This is a genomic window from Thermostilla marina (genome assembly GCF_054657455.1).
Map to the genome: position 1 here is coordinate 1,574,434 of NZ_BAAHYR010000001.1, position 17,439 is coordinate 1,591,872.

Here is a 17,439-nt window from a genome sequence, read left to right on the forward strand (position 1 = left end):
CGAATCCGAGGAAGCGGGGGCGTCGTGCGTGTCGGATGTGTTCCCCAACGCTGTGTGTATCCTGCATCGGAGGATTTCCCCCATGGCCAAGCTGATGCGTTGTCTTCTACTACTCATCGCGGCGTGCGCTGCGGTTGTCGTCGGGCCGTTTGCCGCCGTTTGCCGCGCGGCGGATCGTCCGAACTTGTTGATCATCCATGTCGATGAATTCAACCTCGACATGTTGGGCTGCTACGGAGGGGAGATCGTCGGGACGCCGAATATCGACTGGCTGGCCGCCCACGGGGCGAAATGCACGAAGTTTTACGCGACGACGCCGGTTTGTTCCCCGTCTCGGGCGGCGTTCGTGTCGGGATTGTATCCGCATCACACGCCGGTGACGACGAACAACATTCCGCTGTACGACCGGATCCGAACGTTCGCTTCCGAGCTTTCGGCGGCCGGATACGCGACCGGCTACGCCGGTAAATGGCATCTCGACGGCGATGGAAAACCGCAGTGGGCGCCCGAACGCAAATTCGGTTTCCAAGACAACCGCTACATGTTCAACCGCGGCCACTGGAAAAAGATGGAAGACACGCCCGAGGGGCCGCGTGTGGCTGCACGAAATGCGAAGGGCCAGCCGACCTATGACGTGGCAGGGGCCGATGAGAAATCGTTTACCACCGACTGGTTGACGACGAAGGCCCTCGATTTCGTGGGCGAGCATGCGTCGAAACCGTTTTGTTTCATGGTGAGCATTCCCGATCCGCACGGGCCGAACACGGTTCGTCCGCCGTACGATACGATGTACGACGACGTCGAGGTGCCCATCCCGGCCAGTCTGCACAAAAAACCGGAGCAAATCCCGGCGTGGGGCCGGCCCGAAAAAGGCGTGAACGAGGCCACGTTACGAAAGATCATGCCGCAATACTACGGCATGGTGAAGTGCATCGACGACAACGTCGGGCGCGTATTGGCCGAGTTGCGTCGTCGCGATCTATTGGAAAAGACGATCATCGTTTTCACGGCCGACCACGGCGATCTGTGCGGCGAGCACGGACGATTGAACAAGGGCGTGCCGTATGAAAAATCGGCTCGGATTCCGTTTATCGTCTACTATCCGCCGAAGATTCCCGCCGGAACGGTCGTCGACGAGGTGCTCACGTGCGTCGACTTCAAACCGACGATCTTGAGCCTGATGGGTGTCGAAGAGAAAACGCCGAGTCACGGACGCGATGCGTCGGCTCTGTTGCAGGGGAAAGCCGTGCCCGGATGGAAAGACATCGCCGTGATTCGGGGTACCGGACCGTGGTTGTGTGCGATCTCGGGCGATTACAAGCTGGTCGTGTCGGCGGTCGATCGACCGTGGTTGTTCGACCTGAAGGCCGATCCGTTGGAACTGAACAACCAGGCCGACAAGCCGGAATATCGCGACGTGTTGCGCCGGTTGGCTCGGGCAATCGTGGACTACGGTCGCAAGTACGACGATCCGTATTTGGAAAACGAGAAGCTCAAGCCTACGCTCGACGCTATCTTGAGCGAGTAGCGAGAGAACGAACGGACGTGCAACGGTCGTGTTGCCGAATTCCTTGTCGCCGGAGACGGAGCGCTCAGGCGGCGTCGTCCGGTTGTTCGTCACCGTGTCGATAGAAGATGACTTCGGCCCGTTCCAAGGTCACGAGGCCGCCGCCGGTGATGACTTCATCGAGGAACGGCAGAAAATCGCGAATGCGATCCGGTTGATCCACGATCTCGACGATCATGGGCAGATCTTCAGAGATTGCCAGGATTTTGCCGGTGTGAATGCGTCGGCTGCGGGCGCCGAACCCCATCGTACCGCGCCAAACGGTGGCGCCCGCCATGCCGCGACGGCGGGCTTCGCGAACGATTTGTTCATACAGCGGGCGTCCTTGGTATTTGTCCCGCTCACCGACGAAGACTCGCAGCAATTGCGCTTCCGAGGGTAAAGGCATCGGTTCCGAGCTCCCAATCAACAGTGCGGAAGAGGCGCACAGTCGCGCGAGGAGTATGCCCCGCTGCGCGTCATGGTACCGTGTAAATGCCCTCGGAGCAAAGCGGAATCCTCGTGAAGAAGGCTATAACATCTTGCCCACCGCGATCCCCAGGAAGACGCAGGCCAAACCCAGCACGTTTTGCACCGTCAAGTTCGCCAACGCCGCGCCGTATTGGGCATCGCGCAAGAACTGGCCGGTTTCGAAAGCGAACGTGGAAAAGGTCGTGAAGGCGCCCATGAACCCGGTGAGGACGATGAACCGGGTGTGCCCGCTGATCAACAAGCGATCTTCGGCCAGCATCCAGATCAACCCGAACAGAAAACATCCCAGGGCATTGACCGTCAGGGTGCCCCAGGGAAAGTCGGCGCTTCCGGTGAGGTTTTGGGCGGCGGTCGCCAGCAGATACCGGCAAACCGTCCCGCAAGCACCGGCCGCCGCGATGATCAAAATCGTTTGCCACATTTGAAACATCCTGGTGCGAAAGAGATCGGATCGACGCGGCGCGGGAATCCCGCCGGGCGGATCGTATCGCCGGTGCCTCTGAGACGCGGGTGATTTCTCGTTCGAAGCCATGGTCGATCGATCACCTACAAGGGCAAAAAGGGCGAGCCCAACAAGTAAACAGCGGAGAAAAACCGACAGCGCGGCGAAACTCCAATTATCATCGGTGATCGGGGCTGAAGAAAGTGCCGCCGGGGAATGCCTCGAAAGCCCCAAAATAGTTGCCGTCGCAAGTTCCGAAAGCAGGCTGAAACCTTTAGTTCCTGAACGCTCGAGACGATGAGGATTCGTTTTCCCATGATGAAGGCAATGCAGATGTACCGCCGGCTCGGATGGATCGGTGTGATGGGGATGTTGTTGGCCGCGACAACGGTCGCGCGGGGGCGTGCGGAGGAGCCGAAGCCCGAACGCCCCAATATCGTGCTGATCATCGCCGACGACTTGGGCTACGGTGACGTCGGTTTCAACGGAAGCCGTCAGATCGAGACGCCGAATCTCGATCGGCTGGCCGCCCGCGGCGTGGTGTGCCGTCAAGGATACGTGTCGTCGGCGGTATGTAGTCCATCGCGCGCCGGATTGATTACCGGGAAGAACCAGGTTCGGTTCGGTTACGACAACAATCTGACCGATTCGACGCCCGGATTCGATCCCGAGTATGCCGGTCTACCCGTCGGTGAGACGACGATCGCCGATCGGCTGAAGAAACTCGGCTACACGACCGGTATCATCGGAAAATGGCATCTTGGAACCCGTCCGCAGTTTCACCCGTTACAACGCGGTTTCGACGAGTTCTGGGGCTTCTTGGGCGGAGGCCACAACTACTTCCCCACGCCGCCGGGAACAGGATATAACGCCCCGATCGAATGCAACTACAAGGAACCGCAGCCGATCACCTACTTGACCGACGACATCGGCAACGAGGCGTGCGACTTCATTCGCCGCCACCGCGACAAACCGTTCTTTCTGTACGCGGCCTTCAACGCGCCCCATGCGCCGTTACAGGCTCCGGAGGCCGATCTGGCTCGCTATGCACACGTTGCCGATAAACGACGCCGCACATACTGTGCGATGGTGTACCGCCTGGACGTCAACGTAGGACGCATCATCGAGACGATCGACACGTGCGGTCTGACCGAACGCACGTTGGTCGTGTTCATCAGCGACAATGGCGGACCGGTCGATTCCAACGGTTCGATCAACGCGCCCCTGAATGGTCAAAAGGGCATCTTGCTCGAAGGCGGAATTCGCGTGCCGATGGTTTGGTCGTTGCCGGGCGTCTTGCCGGAAGGCGAAGTCTATGATCGGCCTGTCTGGTCGCTCGATTTCGTGCCCACGTTCGTGTCGCTGGCGGGTGGAACGGTCTTACCGAAGGAGGAACTGGACGGAACGAACGTGCTCCCGTATTTGACCGGCAAGTCGGAAGGCGGTCCGCACGATGAGATGGTATGGCGGTTTACGATCAGCGCCGCAATTCGGGAAGGCGATTGGAAGCTGGTGCGGCTACCCGACCGTTTGCCCATGTTGTTCGACCTCAGTCGAGACATCTCCGAACAGCACGACGTGGCGCTGGAGAATCTCGAACGGACGAAGGCCATGCTCAAGAAACTTGGAGACTGGGACGTGAGCCTGCCGCACCCGGTATTCATGGAAGGCTATAAGTGGAAACGGCGACAACTGGACCTCTACGACCGCCAATACCCGCTGAGCCAGCCGGAATAGCAGGCTGGGGGGAGGATTACAAGCGGCCGCCGAAAAGCCGGAGCGCACGAAAAAGGAGCGGAAAGCCTTTTGGTAACGAGACTTTCCGCTGCATGTTCTTTTGGGGAAGTACCGGAGGTGGGAGTTGAACCCACACGGGCCGAAGCCCACTGGATTTTGAGTCCAGCGCGTCTGCCATTCCGCCACTCCGGCGAAGATTTCCCTCTAAAGAGGGGGCTCGGCGACCGGCCGGAATAACCCGGCTCACCGCCTGAGCTTGTGCCTATTGTGTGCATCCGAGGGGCTCTCGTCAATAGGCCCGAAAACCCGCCGTAGGGGGTTCTTTTCTTCCAATTCTTGGCTTCGTGCACAAAGCAAATCGGGGTCACGACGGCGTTTGACACCGTGAATCGAAAAAAGGTATCTTTGCCCGGCTCGTAAAAGGGAAATGCACCGGCAAGAGTCGGCGACTTCCCCCAATTTGCGGATAGCACGTAGGGAATTGGATACGATGAAGCTCGTTCTCTTCGAAGATGCCAAAGTTCAACAGCTTTACCCGATGACGCTGGCACGGCCGGCGTTCGCCGTTTCGTGCGGATCGTATCGCCTGGTCGAGCTGGTCGGTCGCCTCGGGCTCGATGCCTATGCGATCGTACGCGAATATTTGCGGGCGATCGTCGAAGCGGAGTTCGGATTGGCGGAGCCGGAAGACGACGGCCGGACGAATCATCTGCTGTTCGTGAACGCCCGGGCGGTGCCGTCGATCGGCACATTGCGCGTCCTCACGCAATTGAAAGAGAATCGTTTACCCAAAGCCGTTCGGGGAGACGGCGAGATTGCGGCGGCGCTGGTCGACATCCGGCAGACGCCCTTACCCGACTCGCTTACGCCCGACTCGGTTGCGGGATGGCTCGAAAGCCTCGAACTCGAGTCGTGCGTCGAGCAAATCGAGATGAGCGCTTATCCGCACGAAGTGCTCAAGCATCATCTGCGCATCACGGCGGCGAATCTCCAAGACCGACTAGCGCAGGGTGATTATCGCGAGGTACGCGACGGCGTGTTCGTCGGCGAGAACGTGTCGCTGGGCGAATATCTCGTGGCCGATACGTCCGAGGGGCCGATCGTGATCGATAGGGACGCTTCGATCGGGCCGTTTTGCTTTCTCCAGGGGCCCGTGTACGTGGGCCCGGGAAGTAAGATCATCGAACATGCGGCACTCAAAGAAGCCGTCGCACTGGGGCATACCACCAAGGTCGGCGGTGAAGTCGAAGGCTCGACGATCGAGCCGTACACGAACAAGCAGCACCACGGCTTCTTGGGACACAGTTACCTGGGGAGTTGGGTCAATCTGGGCGCCGGAACCTGCAACAGCGACTTGAAAAATACGTATGGAACCGTGAGTGTCGAGTACCGCGGCAAGCGGGTCGCCACGGGGATGCAGTTCGTCGGCTGCGTGATCGGCGACTATTCGAAAACGGCCATCAACACGAGCATCTTCACCGGGAAGATCATCGGCGTGTGCAGCATGGTGTACGGCTTTGTCACGACCAACGTACCCAGCTTCACGAACTACGCCCGCACGTTCGGGCAGATGTCCGAGATTCCCGTCGAGGTCGTGCTGGCCGGCCAGCAGCGGATGTTCAAACGCCGAAAGGTCGAGCAGCGCCCGTGCGATATCGCCTTGATTCAGGCAATGCATGCGTTGACGGCTTCGGAACGCCAGCTCAGCGACGAGCCGCTTTCGTTCTGACGATCGCGCGAAACAGACCTTTTCAACCGCCTCGCCTTGGGGATGAAGACGTCCTCAAGGCGAGCTTCGTTTGCTTGCATTGCATGGGCGCGATAATTAGTCTGAGCTAATGCCTTCAGGAGGCGGGCCGTGCAAATAGCGTCTTCGATTTCTTGTCCCCCCAATTGGTTTACGTAGGAGACCGATTTCCATGAGGATGTTCCATCGTTGGACGTTTGCAGCGGCCGCGTTGTTGGTTTGCGCGTGGAGCGGATTGGTCGTTGCGGCCGATTCGCGTCCGAACATTCTGTTCATCATGGCCGACGACCACGCGGCCCACGCGCTGAGCTGTTACGGCAGCCGGATCAACAAGACGCCGAACCTCGATCGACTTGCCCAAGAGGGCATGTTGTTCCGGAACTGCTTTGTGACGAATTCGATTTGCGGTCCGTCGCGGGCGGTGATCTTAACCGGAAAATACAGCCATTTGAACGGGTTCGAACGAAACGGCCGCACGTTCGACGGGTCGCAACAGACGGTTGCCAAGTTGCTCCAAAAGGCCGGTTATCAGACCGCGATGGTGGGTAAATGGCACTTGCGGAGCGATCCCACCGGCTTCGATTACTGGCATATCCTCCTCGGTCAAGGACCGTACTACAACCCGCCGATGAAGACGCCCGAAGGCGTCGTGCAACACGAAGGCTACACGACCGACATCATCACCGACGAGGCACTCAAGTTCCTCAAGAATCGCGACCCGTCACGTCCTTTCTTCCTGATGTATCACCACAAGGCGCCGCACCGCAACTGGTGTCCGGGGCCGAAATATCTCGATTTGTACAAGGATGTGACGATCCCCGAGCCCGAAACGTTGTTCGACGATTACAGCGATCGGGGGACCGCCGCCAAACAGCAAGAGATGACCATCGCCGAACACCTGACGCCGCACGACTTGAAACTCGTGCCGCAGCGTGAAAAGTTCACTCCCGAGCAGGCGGAACGTTTCTACAACGCCTATGCCGATGAAAACAAGGCATTCGAAGAAGCCGAACTCGAGGGCAAGGAGCTCGTGCGCTGGAAGTATCAACGGTACATCAAGGACTACTTGCGGTGTGTCGCCTCGGTCGATGAAAACGTCGGCCGTGTCCTCGATTACCTGGACGAGACCGGCTTGGCCGAAAACACGATCGTGTTTTATACCTCGGATCAAGGGTTTTATTTGGGCGATCACGGTTGGTTCGACAAGCGGTTCATTTATGAAGAATCGCTGCGATCGCCGCTTCTCATCCGCTGGCCCGGCCATACCAAGCCCGGCAGCGTTTGTGAGCGGATCGTGTTGAACCTCGATTTCCCCGAAACATTCCTCGACGTGGCAGGCGTGCCGATTCCCGATGACATGCAAGGCGTCAGCCTGGTGCCGCTTTTGGAAGGGAAGAATCCTGCCGATTGGCGAAAAGCCATGTACTACCGCTACTACGAATTTCCGGCGGTGCACATGGTCAACAAACACTACGGGATTCGGACGGAACGCTATACGCTGGCATTCTTCCACGAACTGGGGGAATGGGAGTTGTACGATCTCGCAAAAGATCCCCATCAACTGCACAACGTCTACGACGATCCCGCGTACGCGACCGTGGTCAAGGAGTTGACGGCTGAATTGTATCGTCTCAAAGAGTACTACAAAGACGACGACACGATTCGGGGAGAGCCGATCGGCAAGCCGAAGACGAAGAAATAGCGGCCGTCGACGGCACAGATATCGAATCCGGCGTCGCAGATCGTCGTTTCTGCGGCGCCGTGTTCATCCTTGGACGATAGAATGCATTGTGCCGCTCGCCAGAAGGGCGGAGGAATCACCACGCAAACAGACACAGGGAGCAACATGCCATGAAACGGCGAACATTTTTGGGCAGGGCAGTCGGCGGCGGGGCCGGTGCCGTGTTGGGAGGCTGTTTATCGAACTTGCCTTCCGCCGAGGCGGCTCCGATCGACGCCTCGCCCACTGCCGTTGTGCCGCTGGGCAAGCACGTGAAAGCCTCGCGGATCGGGATGGGCTTCGGTATGCGCGGCTGGCTTCGCGAGTCGAACTTGTCGCGGCGAGGCCTGGATCACGCCAAGAAAGTCGTGCGCTACGCGTACGACGCCGGGATTCGTTTCTTCGATAACGCCGACTTGTACGGCAGTCACGGCTACGTGGCCGAGGCTCTGGCCGATCTGCCTCGCGACAGTTATGTGCTCTCGACGAAGATTTGGTTTCATCCCAACGGCCTGCCCGAGCAGGAACGCCCCGATGCCGACGTCGCCGTCGAACGGTTCCTCAAGGAATTGAAGACCGACTACATCGATGTCGTGCAAATCCATTGCATGTCGAAACGTGGATGGCCCGACGAGATGCGCAAGCAGATGGACATCCTCGAACGACTCAAGCAAAAGGGCGTCGTTCGCGCGCACGGCGTGTCGTGTCATTCGCTGGCGGCCCTGGAAGCGGCGGCCGAATCGGATTGGGTCGACGTCGTCCACTCGCGGGTCAACCACAAAGGTGTGAAGATGGACGGCAAACCCGAAGAAGTCGTGGCCGCGTTGCGAAAGATTCACGACGCCGGCAAAGGTGTCGTGGCGATGAAACTCTGCGGTGAAGGTGCCTTTCGTGACGATCCGAGTCTGCGCGATGAGTCGATTCGGTTCGTTCTCGGCACCGGTTGTGTCGATGTCATGATCGTCGGATTCGAGCTTCCCGAGGAAATCGACGATTTCAAGGCCCGTACGGCGAAGGCCTTGGCTGCCGTGGCGTGAGCGAACGACCGCGTGCGGCCGCCGTCGGTTACCGGGAAGCATTGATACGGAGAAAAACCGCCGATGAAAATCCGGTTGTTGACGGTGGTTGCGTCGGTCTGTTGTGCAGCGATCCAAAACGTTGGGACGGGCTTTGCCGCCGAAAAACCGGCCCTCCGTCCCAACGTCGTGTTCATCCTGGCCGACGATTTGGGGTTCGGGCATTTGGGGTGCTACGGTGGGAAAACGATCCGCACACCCCATTTGGATCGTTTGGCTGCCGACGGACTACGGTTCACCCGGTTTCACGCGGGAGCGAGCTTGTGCCTGCCCTCGCGCTGTTCGCTGATGACCGGCTTGCATACCGGGCACACGCGTTGCCGCGTGAACGGCGGCAGAGGACGTCACCCCGAGATCGCCGAGGAAGACATCACGCTTGCCCGCGTACTCCAAAGAGCGGGTTATTCGACCGCCATGATCGGGAAGTGGTCGCTGGGCGACGACTTTCGCGGTTGCGTCGTGAAAGAGCACGACCGAGACGGCACAGGTGCGATCTACAAGCACGGATGGGAGTATTACTTCGGCGAGCCGAACCAGACGTATTGCCACGAGTATTTTCCGCTCCAATTGTATCGATTCGATCCGCACGGCATGTTGGGGCCGGCCACGCCCGACGATCGTTTGGAAGTCGTGCCGCTGCGCAACGGGGACGATCGGAAACTCGATTACACGCATGACTTGTTGGTCGATCGGACCTTGCGTTTTCTGGAGGCTGCGGCCGAAGCCGAGCGTCCGTTCTTTCTTTACCTGTCGCTGACCGTGCCTCATGCGGACTTCGTCGTTCCCCAGTTGGATCCGTACACGGTCGACCGGCCCTGGCCCGAGGCAGCCAAGGCGTTCGCCTCGATGATCACGCGAATGGATCGCGACGTGGGACGCATTCGGCGGACGCTCGAATCGCTCGGAATCGCCGAGGATACCCTGGTAATCTTCACCAGCGACAATGGCGGATTTCCGCAATTCGACGAGATTTTCGACAACAACGGTCCGCTCGAGGGCTTCAAGGGACAGGAAAAAGTCGGCGGCGTACGGGTGCCGTGTATTGCGTACTGGCCGGGAACGATCCGGCCGGGGCGAGTGTCCGACGAACTTCTGGCCTTTTGGGATGTGATGCCGACCTTGGCGGAGCTGGCCGGAACCGAAACACCCCAACCCATTGACGGCGTCTCGTTCGTGCCGACGCTCCTGGAAAAAGGGGAGCAGGAACATCACCGTTATTTGTATTTTCGCCGAGCGTCGGCGAAAGATTATCTCGTCATACGCGGTGAGGGAGAAACGCGGTCCGACGAAGCGATTGCGGCCGAGGCCGAAGGAGAGGTCGTCGTGCCGACGTTTTCAGATCGCCCGTAATCGCATCTATGCCCGCGCTGCTTGCGCAAAAGAGTCACCGCAATACGCGAACGGCCGGTCCGACGGGCGGCGGATAGGTCCTCCAAACGAGCGTGCGGACGGCAAACTTCCGGTCGCACACTTGCCGCGAAGCGAGCGGTGGACGAGATGGTTTCGCGCGGCCGGTCAGCGGACCTCGATTTCGTTGTCGAGTTTTCCCGGAGCGAGCATCATCGCGGCATGTTGCGCCCGTTGCTTCATGTAGTAGGTCGGGCAACGGCCGCTGATGACGATTCCGTCCCGGTTGATTTCGACGTGGAGATGACGGACACAGCCGCCCGTCTCCCGCAGGATTGCTTTGGCGATGTCTCCCGCGAGTCGGTCGCGTTCGGCCTGGCTGGGACCGCGCACCGTCTCAATGGGGAGCATCTCGGTACGGACGACGGTTTCCTCGTCGTACGGTACGGAAGCCATGGTTCCCTCCAACCGGACGTCGGTGACAGATCCTTCGGTTCCGACGACACGTCCTGTGAAAGGAGACACTTCCATTGTCCCCGCCGATTAGGCACTCAGCGGGTACGGAGAAACCGGTCGGCACGACGCGACCGCGGTTCAATCCAGGTGCAAGTCTTCCGCTTCGTTGTCGGGAAGAACCTCGATCTCGTTGACCAAGTGCACATCGGCGTCTCGCAATACCGCGCGAACAACCTCCTGTGCCAATTGTTTGTGATAGAAGCTGGAAACGACCCCGGAGATGAGAAGCCGATCGTTATCTTGAACCACCCGCAACTGTTGCAATTCCACAATGGGACTCGATCGCAGTGCCGATTGGGCACGCGGTTCCACCGTGCGTGCGGGGGTAGCGGCTGTGGGTGTCGTTTGGCCGTCCATGGTATTACTACTTTTCCAAAACCCGGTCGACCTGGCAACGGTCGATCCGAGCTTCCAGTTGAGTTGCCCCGAACGAGCCGACTACGCTGCACATGGCGCCGGCAGAGCTTCCAAACTCGGCGTGTCGGCACACATTTACTCAACAGCAATGTATCGAAATGTCCCAAGGGCCGTCAAGTCTATTTCGTCAATTTTGAAGACAAAGCGCGATCAGGCAGCCGGCGGCAGTGTGGCCAAAGAAAAACCCGGCGAGCAGACGCCGGGTTTCTCGGCAGGAAACAGTAGCGACCGAGAAAACTCAGCCGATCTTGCCTTGGGCCTTGAGGTAGGCGATCACCTCGTCGGCTAATTCTTCCGGCGACTTGTTCGCCGAATCGAGAACCAGTTCCGGATTTTCCGGCGCTTCATAAGGGTCGTCGATTCCCGTGAAGCCTTTGATTTCACCTGCTCGCGCCTTCTTGTACAGTCCTTTCGGATCGCGAGCTTCACACACTTCCAGCGGGGCATCGACGAAGATTTCGATGAAATCGCCGTCGGCGAGGGACTCACGAACGCGGTTGCGGTCGACACGATACGGGCTGATGAAGGCTGTGATCGCAATCAAACCGGCATCGCAGAACAGCTTGGCCACCGCGCCGATGCGGCGGATGTTTTCTTCTCGATCTTGGGCGCTAAAGCCCAGTCCGAAACGCTTGGCGAACTCTTCGCCGTGTTTTTCTTTGAGCATTCCGGGGGCGGCATTCAAGCCGTGGCGGATGTTGTCGCCGTCGAGTACGTAGCTGTGCACCCCCATTTGGTGGAGCTTATGATCGACGAGATTGGCGACCGTGCTCTTCCCGCATCCGCTCAGCCCCGTAAACCAAAGCACACACCCCTTGTGCTTGTTGAGCGCCTCACGCTGCTCTCGAGTTACCGCGTGCTCGTGCCAGTAAACTTGTGCATCACCAGGATTCGTCATTGAAATACATTACTCCTTGACTGTGGGTAGATTGACGTCGCATGGAATTTGGCCGCTGAACCCGGTCCGCGGGCTGGTTGGTGCGGACGAAGAAAGCTCATTGTAGTAGGCGAGGCCGACACGGGCCAGTTGCACCCAATTCGGGGTGGCCGGCGGCCGATTCGCTTCATAAATATAACTTAACCCAGAAACATACTTTCGTATAGGGGCGGCGGGCTGGTAAAGGTAGGAAAGAAGGGTGCTTTGGGGTGGCGGCCGGCATTCGTAATTCCTTGGCCTGCAATGGTTTTCGGCTTGACGATTCTTGCGCGAACGCGCAAAAAAATGGGGTCGCAACGAACAGTCACCAGGGGTATAATCCCTTGTCCAATATACAGCCCTGTGGTTCGGGAGTGGTGGCCATGTCGCAAACGGAAACGGTGATGGGAAACAGCGAACATCAAGCAAAGACGGTTTTGGGACTTTCCGCCGAAACGATGTACGAAAAGTGTATGGCGCTGGCCCGAAACCTTTGGTGGAGCTGGCAGCCCGACGTGATCAACCTGTTTCGGGATCTCGATCCTATCCGTTGGCGACAATTGGGCCACAACCCGATTGCCTTGTTGGAAGAAATCACGCCGGAGCGGTTGGAGACCCGCGCGGCCGAGTTGGCCCTGTACAGCCGCATCAATCATGCGTATCGGCGGTTGCAAGAATATCTGCAAGAGGTCACCTTGTGGCGCCGCACAAATGCCGGTGTGCTGGGGTCGAAGCCGGTTGCCTACTTTTCGCTCGAGTACGGCGTTCATGAGTCGGTGCCCATTTATTCCGGCGGCTTGGGGGTGTTGTCGGGCGACCACTGCAAAAGCGCCAGCGATTTGGGCGTGCCGCTGGTGGCCGTCGGGCTGTTCTACGATCAGGGGTATTTCAAGCAAGTCCTGACCAAGGACGGTTGGCAGGAAGAAGAATACCTCGACGTCAAGCCGGAAAACCTGCCGATCGAATTGGCACGCGATGCAAACGGCGAGCCGGTTACCGTGTCGATCGATACGCGTAGCGGGCGGCTGTTGGCGCGGGTTTGGTTGATGCGGGTGGGCCGTGTCAACGTCTACCTGTTGGATACCGATACCGATGGGAACAGCCCCGAGGATCGCGAGCTGACAAGCCGGCTTTACGGCGGCGACATTCGGACCCGTATTCGCCAGGAGTTGGTCGTCGGCGTCGGTGGCGTGAAGGCGTTGCGGGCGCTGGGGATCAAACCCGGAGTGTACCACCTCAACGAAGGACACTGCGCCTTCGCCGTGCTGGAAGTGATCCGCGAGCGGATGCAGGACGATGGCCTCAGCTTTCAGGACGCTTTGCGGGAAGTGGCGCGGTGCACGGTCTTTACGACACATACGCCGGTACCGGCCGGGCACGACCGATTCGATCCGGGATTGATCGAAGAACACTTGGGACCGCTACGCGACAGCCTGGGGATTTCGCACGATCAGTTGATGGCGCTGGGCCGCGTCGAACCGGCTAACCCGCAAGAACCGTTCTGTATGACGGTCATCGCTCTGAAGGTGTCGCACAAGGCGAATGCCGTCAGCTGTCTGCACGGCCACGTGTCGCGTCGCATGTGGTCGAACCTGTGGTCGTGGCACGTCGAGGACGAAATTCCCATCGGGCACATCACCAACGGTGTCCACATTCCAAGCTGGCTTGCGTGGCAAATGAAGGTCTTGTACGACCGCTATTTCCCCGCCGGCTGGTACGAAAAGATGGGCGAGCCGGAGGCTTGGCAACACATCTATTCGGTTGATCCCGGTGAATTGTGGGAAACGCACTTGACGTTGAAAACGCAGCTCTTGGCGTTCGTACGCCGCCGTATCAGCAGGCAGTGCCGCCGCCGCGGCGAGCCCGACGAAGTCATCGAAGCCGCCCGAAACGTCTTGGATCCCGATGTCCTCACGATCGGTTTCGGACGTCGCTTCGCGACCTACAAGCGGGCAACGCTGTTGTTGACCGATCCGGACCGCTTGGCGCGGTTGGTCAACGATCCGAATCGTCCTGTGCAGTTCGTCTTTGCCGGAAAAGCACATCCCGCCGATCAGCCGGGTAAGGAATTTGTGCAGCGAATTGCAAACCTGCGGAACGATCCGCGGTTCGCGCATCGCATCGTGTTCATCGAGGACTACGACATCAACGTGTGCCGGCACATGATTCAAGGGGTCGATGTGTGGCTGAACAACCCGCGACGTCCGCTGGAAGCGTCGGGAACGAGCGGCCAGAAGGCCGTTCTCAACGGCGCCTTGAACTGCTCGATTCTCGACGGTTGGTGGGCCGAGGCCTACGACGGGACGAACGGGTTCGCAATCGGCCACGGCACGTCGCATGTCGACGACGCGATTACCGATCAGCGTGATGCCGAGTCCCTCTACCGCGTGCTGGAAGAAGAAGTGATCCCGATGTTCTACGATCGGGACGCCGACGGCCTGCCGCGGGCGTGGGTACGGCGCATGATGAACTCGATCAGTTCGTTGGCATGGCGGTTCAGTGCCCACCGGATGGTTGCCGACTACGTCAAGTATGCGTATCTCCCCGCCGCCGGCGGCGTGAGTTGCGACATGTCGAAATAAGGCGATCGTTCGCACGGCAAGTGGGGTGCCGTCGGCGAACCCTGCAAGCCTTTCTTCCGTAATGCCTTCCAAGCGATCGAGCCCTTTCGAGGGCTCGATTTTTCTTGATCTTCTTGAGAAAATCAGCGTTTTCGACGTGTCGGCCGTGTCGGCGAGACGTTCCGAATCGCGGTGCGGCGCGATCCTTTCGGGGATGAGGCTGCTTTCCTCGCGAGTTCCGACGAGGCCCTTCCATGCCTGCGGTATACGTCTATCGTCATCGTGTTCAGCCCGAGGAGATCGATCGCTTGGGGCACGTGAACAATGTCGTGTACCTGAAGTGGATGGAAGCGGCCGCTGTGGCGCATTCGAAGGCGCAAGGCTGGCCGGGAGATCGCTATTTGGAGCTGGGAAAAGGTTGGGTGGCGAAGTCCCACTGGATCGAATACCACCATCCGGCACGCGAGGGTTGGAACATCGTCGTTCGCACGTGGGTGGCGTCGATGCGAAAATCGAGTTCCGTTCGGCGGTACCGGATCGAACGTGAAGACGACGGCACGCTGTTGGCCTCCGCCGAAACCCGCTGGGCGTTTATCGACTACGCCACGGGTAAGCCCGTCCGCATCGCACCGGAAGTGATCGCCTCGTACGAAATCGTGGGAGACGAGCCCAATCGTTGACAGGTCTACGCGTCGTGCAGGAGACGGCAGAACGGGAGAACCGCTCATGAAAGTACTGGTTGTATTGGGACATCAACGGCCGGGCAGTTTTTGCCACGCCATTGCCGAGACGGCTGTCGACGAATTGAAGTCGCTGGGGCACGAAGTCGCGTTTCACGACTTGTACCAAGAACAGTTCGATCCGATTCTCACGAACGACGAGATTGCCTCTCCTGCGAACCCCGAACCGAAAGTGCCCGACGAGATCCAACAACACTGTCGTGAGTTGGTGGAATGCGACGGGTACGTGATTGTGCACCCCAACTGGTGGGGGCAAATGCCTGCGATTCTCAAAGGTTGGATCGATCGCGTGCTGCGACAAGGCGTCGCTTATGCGTTCACCGAGCAGGGGGTGGATGGGAAACTGAAAGACAAACGCGCGCTCGTGCTGACGACCTCAAATACGCCGCGGGACATCGAGTTGAAGGTGTTCGGTGATCCTTTGGAGAATCTCTGGAAGACATGTATCTTCGGTTTTTGTGGTGTCGAGCGGTTCAAGCGTCGTAACTTCGAATCGATCGTGCTGAGCACGCCCGAGCAGCGGCAGGGTTGGCTCGAAGATGCGAAGACGCTCGTCCACGAAATGTTCGGCGCGGAATAATGCGCTGCTCCGATGGGGGGGATTGTCGCTAAATCCGAGAAAATCGACGCAATCGGCAAAGCTTAACTGCCGATAAGTCGTAATGTGCCCGTGGGTGTTTCTGCGAGAACGGGCCATGTTCGGAGAGGGACGGACCCCTTCAGGAGGAGCAGTCGGATGCAAGTGAAGGTCTACGTGCCGAAGGTTGTCGAGATTCCGAGCGAATACCTCCCGGCGTTGGCAAAGCGGGCGGCGGACAGCCTCGGCGAGCGGGCCGAGGAGGTCTCGGCAACTCGTGGTCATCTTGTCCGCCAAGCCGTCCAGGACGGCTTGTTGCGAGATCTCGACTATCTGATCGGCGAGGACGGGACGGTCGATTTGGTTTGCGATCCCGGGATGGAAATCCCCCTTGAGTTGGACAACAAGACGCTGACGCTGGCGGAGCTGCTGGAGGCTCTCCAGTACAAGCGTAGTTGGACCAGCATGAAGGCCGCCCAATCCGACGCAGCATGATGTCCGGTTTGTTTGCCCAATTGCGAACTTTGGCGATCCGCGGGCGCGCGCCCGACGACGAGCGCAACGCTTCCGATGCCGCGCCCGAATCGCTCATGGTCGATCTGTTCGAGGCGCGCGAGAAGGCGCCCCGTCGAACGGATTCCGAGCCGACGCCGATCGATTCGGCGTCGCGCGACGGTTCGCAGGGCCAATCGACCGGTTCGGCGGAACGTGCCGCGTCGCTGCGTATGCCGCGGAATCGCCCTCGAACATCGGTTTCGTCAATCTTCGGTGACGAAAGGCAACCCGCACACCTGCCGCAGCCTTCGACGACCGTTCGATCGAGCGGAAACTCCGAATCGCCCAGCCGCGGGAGACCGGAGATATCGACACAAGCCGAATCGCTCGTTTCGCAGGTTCGGCGATTGCGGGTGGTTCGCGAGGAAGATTCCCGGCAGCCGTCCGGAAACGGAATCGCTCGATTCGACAACGTGCCCACGGCCGAGGATGGTTCAATTCTCCTGGAGTGTCCGACCGGCGAGCCGGAAGAAGCCTCGCGAGAAGTCGTGGGCCGACCGTACCATGTCAACCCGTATTGGCGTCGGACGACCAGCGAGGCGTTGGACCTTCGACGCATGATCGAGGAACGGCGCCGACAGTTGACGGCCTCACGTGCGGACAACATTCGAGCGGCCGAACCCGTTCATCACACCGTCGAATCGCGCCTTTCCGGCGGTTCCGGCTCGCCAGCGGATTCCGACGGACGCGTTGCGGAACCGATGTCCAGCCGCGCTTCGAAGAGAAACGCATCGGTGGACGTGGCGGGCGAGGCTCGTTCTGAAGCGGACCACGATGCAGCCGACGAAACCCAGATGCGGGAGAAGCTACGGTCCGAGCTGATGTGGGTCGTGCAATCGTGGCCTCGTCTTTCTCCGCAGGTTCGCGACGCCGTTCTGGCCGTCGTTCGTTCCGGCTTGACCGACGAGGCGTCGCCGTCGCGATCGGTAGCCGGCGTCTGAAGAAGACGGTGGTTCGGGGGCTCGTCGGGACCGCCAATCGCGGAATTTCTTTTCGTTGGTGCGATTCTTGCAAAGACGCCTGTTTCTAAGCGGTGTTGTCGGGTGAATA

Annotated in this window: 16 protein-coding genes and 1 tRNA gene; 11 read left to right on the plus strand and 6 right to left on the minus strand. The window is 59.3% G+C overall.

The window, feature by feature from the left end; all coding sequences use genetic code 11:
• Positions 1 to 82 precede the first annotated feature (82 nt).
• Positions 83 to 1,528 (plus strand): sulfatase-like hydrolase/transferase, encoded by a 1,446-nt coding sequence (locus tag ACYQ2I_RS05665; protein ID WP_460166030.1) that lies wholly within the window; start codon positions 83 to 85, stop codon positions 1,526 to 1,528.
• A 64-nt stretch (positions 1,529 to 1,592) separates the two neighbouring features.
• Here the strand turns inward: ACYQ2I_RS05665 and ACYQ2I_RS05670 are convergent, their stop codons facing one another.
• Both ACYQ2I_RS05670 and crcB read right to left on the minus strand, forming a co-directional pair.
• Positions 1,593 to 1,955, minus strand: a complete 363-nt coding sequence (locus ACYQ2I_RS05670; protein WP_460166031.1) for a DUF190 domain-containing protein — start codon at positions 1,953 to 1,955, stop codon at positions 1,593 to 1,595.
• 123 nt (positions 1,956 to 2,078) lie between these two features.
• Positions 2,079 to 2,459 (minus strand): fluoride efflux transporter CrcB, encoded by a 381-nt coding sequence (crcB, locus tag ACYQ2I_RS05675; protein ID WP_460166032.1) that lies wholly within the window; start codon positions 2,457 to 2,459, stop codon positions 2,079 to 2,081.
• A 336-nt stretch (positions 2,460 to 2,795) separates the two neighbouring features.
• On the opposite strand from crcB, the gene ACYQ2I_RS05680 reads away from it, so the two are divergent.
• The gene (locus tag ACYQ2I_RS05680) at positions 2,796 to 4,217 is read left to right on the plus strand and encodes a sulfatase (RefSeq protein WP_460166033.1); all 1,422 of its coding nucleotides are present in this window, start codon (positions 2,796 to 2,798) and stop codon (positions 4,215 to 4,217) included.
• A gap of 109 nt (positions 4,218 to 4,326) precedes the next feature.
• Here the strand turns inward: ACYQ2I_RS05680 and ACYQ2I_RS05685 are convergent.
• Positions 4,327 to 4,409, minus strand: a tRNA-Leu gene (locus tag ACYQ2I_RS05685).
• A 298-nt stretch (positions 4,410 to 4,707) separates the two neighbouring features.
• Between ACYQ2I_RS05685 and ACYQ2I_RS05690 the strand changes: the two genes are divergently transcribed.
• From ACYQ2I_RS05690 to ACYQ2I_RS05705, 4 genes are all read left to right on the plus strand, one after another.
• Complete coding sequence (locus ACYQ2I_RS05690; RefSeq protein WP_460166034.1) at positions 4,708 to 5,946, plus strand: putative sugar nucleotidyl transferase; 1,239 nt, start codon at positions 4,708 to 4,710, stop codon at positions 5,944 to 5,946.
• Between the two features lie 190 nt (positions 5,947 to 6,136).
• A complete protein-coding gene (locus ACYQ2I_RS05695; RefSeq protein WP_460166035.1) occupies positions 6,137 to 7,666 on the plus strand; it encodes a sulfatase family protein in 1,530 nt (509 codons plus the stop codon).
• Positions 7,667 to 7,815: 149 nt separating this feature from the next.
• On the plus strand, positions 7,816 to 8,721 hold the full coding sequence (locus ACYQ2I_RS05700; RefSeq protein ID WP_460166036.1) for an aldo/keto reductase: 906 nt from the start codon (positions 7,816 to 7,818) through the stop codon (positions 8,719 to 8,721).
• Positions 8,722 to 8,784: 63 nt separating this feature from the next.
• A complete protein-coding gene (locus tag ACYQ2I_RS05705) occupies positions 8,785 to 10,110 on the plus strand; it encodes an arylsulfatase (RefSeq protein ID WP_460166037.1) in 1,326 nt (441 codons plus the stop codon).
• Between the two features lie 165 nt (positions 10,111 to 10,275).
• Here ACYQ2I_RS05705 and ACYQ2I_RS05710 read toward each other — a convergent pair whose 3' ends face one another.
• From ACYQ2I_RS05710 to cysC, 3 genes are all read right to left on the minus strand, one after another.
• The gene (locus ACYQ2I_RS05710; protein WP_460166038.1) at positions 10,276 to 10,563 is read right to left on the minus strand and encodes a hypothetical protein; all 288 of its coding nucleotides are present in this window, start codon (positions 10,561 to 10,563) and stop codon (positions 10,276 to 10,278) included.
• Positions 10,564 to 10,701: 138 nt separating this feature from the next.
• Positions 10,702 to 10,980: a BON domain-containing protein gene (locus ACYQ2I_RS05715; RefSeq protein ID WP_460166039.1), complete on the minus strand. Its 279-nt coding sequence runs from the start codon at positions 10,978 to 10,980 to the stop codon at positions 10,702 to 10,704.
• 298 nt (positions 10,981 to 11,278) lie between these two features.
• Complete coding sequence (cysC, locus tag ACYQ2I_RS05720) at positions 11,279 to 11,938, minus strand: adenylyl-sulfate kinase (RefSeq protein WP_460166040.1); 660 nt, start codon at positions 11,936 to 11,938, stop codon at positions 11,279 to 11,281.
• Between the two features lie 401 nt (positions 11,939 to 12,339).
• Here cysC and glgP point away from each other — a divergent pair, with 401 nt between their 5' ends.
• The 5 genes from glgP (at position 12,340) to ACYQ2I_RS05745 (ending at position 17,330) form a co-directional block, all read left to right on the plus strand.
• Entirely contained in the window at positions 12,340 to 14,538 is a 2,199-nt protein-coding gene (glgP, locus tag ACYQ2I_RS05725) for an alpha-glucan family phosphorylase (protein ID WP_460166041.1), read from the plus strand.
• 233 nt (positions 14,539 to 14,771) lie between these two features.
• Positions 14,772 to 15,197 carry an acyl-CoA thioesterase gene (locus ACYQ2I_RS05730; protein ID WP_460166042.1) on the plus strand — a complete coding sequence of 142 codons (426 nt, stop codon included), beginning with the start codon at positions 14,772 to 14,774 and terminating at the stop codon, positions 15,195 to 15,197.
• Between the two features lie 46 nt (positions 15,198 to 15,243).
• Positions 15,244 to 15,837 (plus strand): NAD(P)H-dependent oxidoreductase, encoded by a 594-nt coding sequence (locus tag ACYQ2I_RS05735; protein ID WP_460166043.1) that lies wholly within the window; start codon positions 15,244 to 15,246, stop codon positions 15,835 to 15,837.
• 156 nt (positions 15,838 to 15,993) lie between these two features.
• A complete protein-coding gene (locus tag ACYQ2I_RS05740; protein ID WP_460166044.1) occupies positions 15,994 to 16,329 on the plus strand; it encodes a hypothetical protein in 336 nt (111 codons plus the stop codon).
• A complete protein-coding gene (locus ACYQ2I_RS05745; protein WP_460166045.1) occupies positions 16,326 to 17,330 on the plus strand; it encodes a hypothetical protein in 1,005 nt (334 codons plus the stop codon). Before ACYQ2I_RS05740 ends, ACYQ2I_RS05745 begins: the two co-directional genes overlap by 4 nt.
• Positions 17,331 to 17,439: the final 109 nt, after the last annotated feature.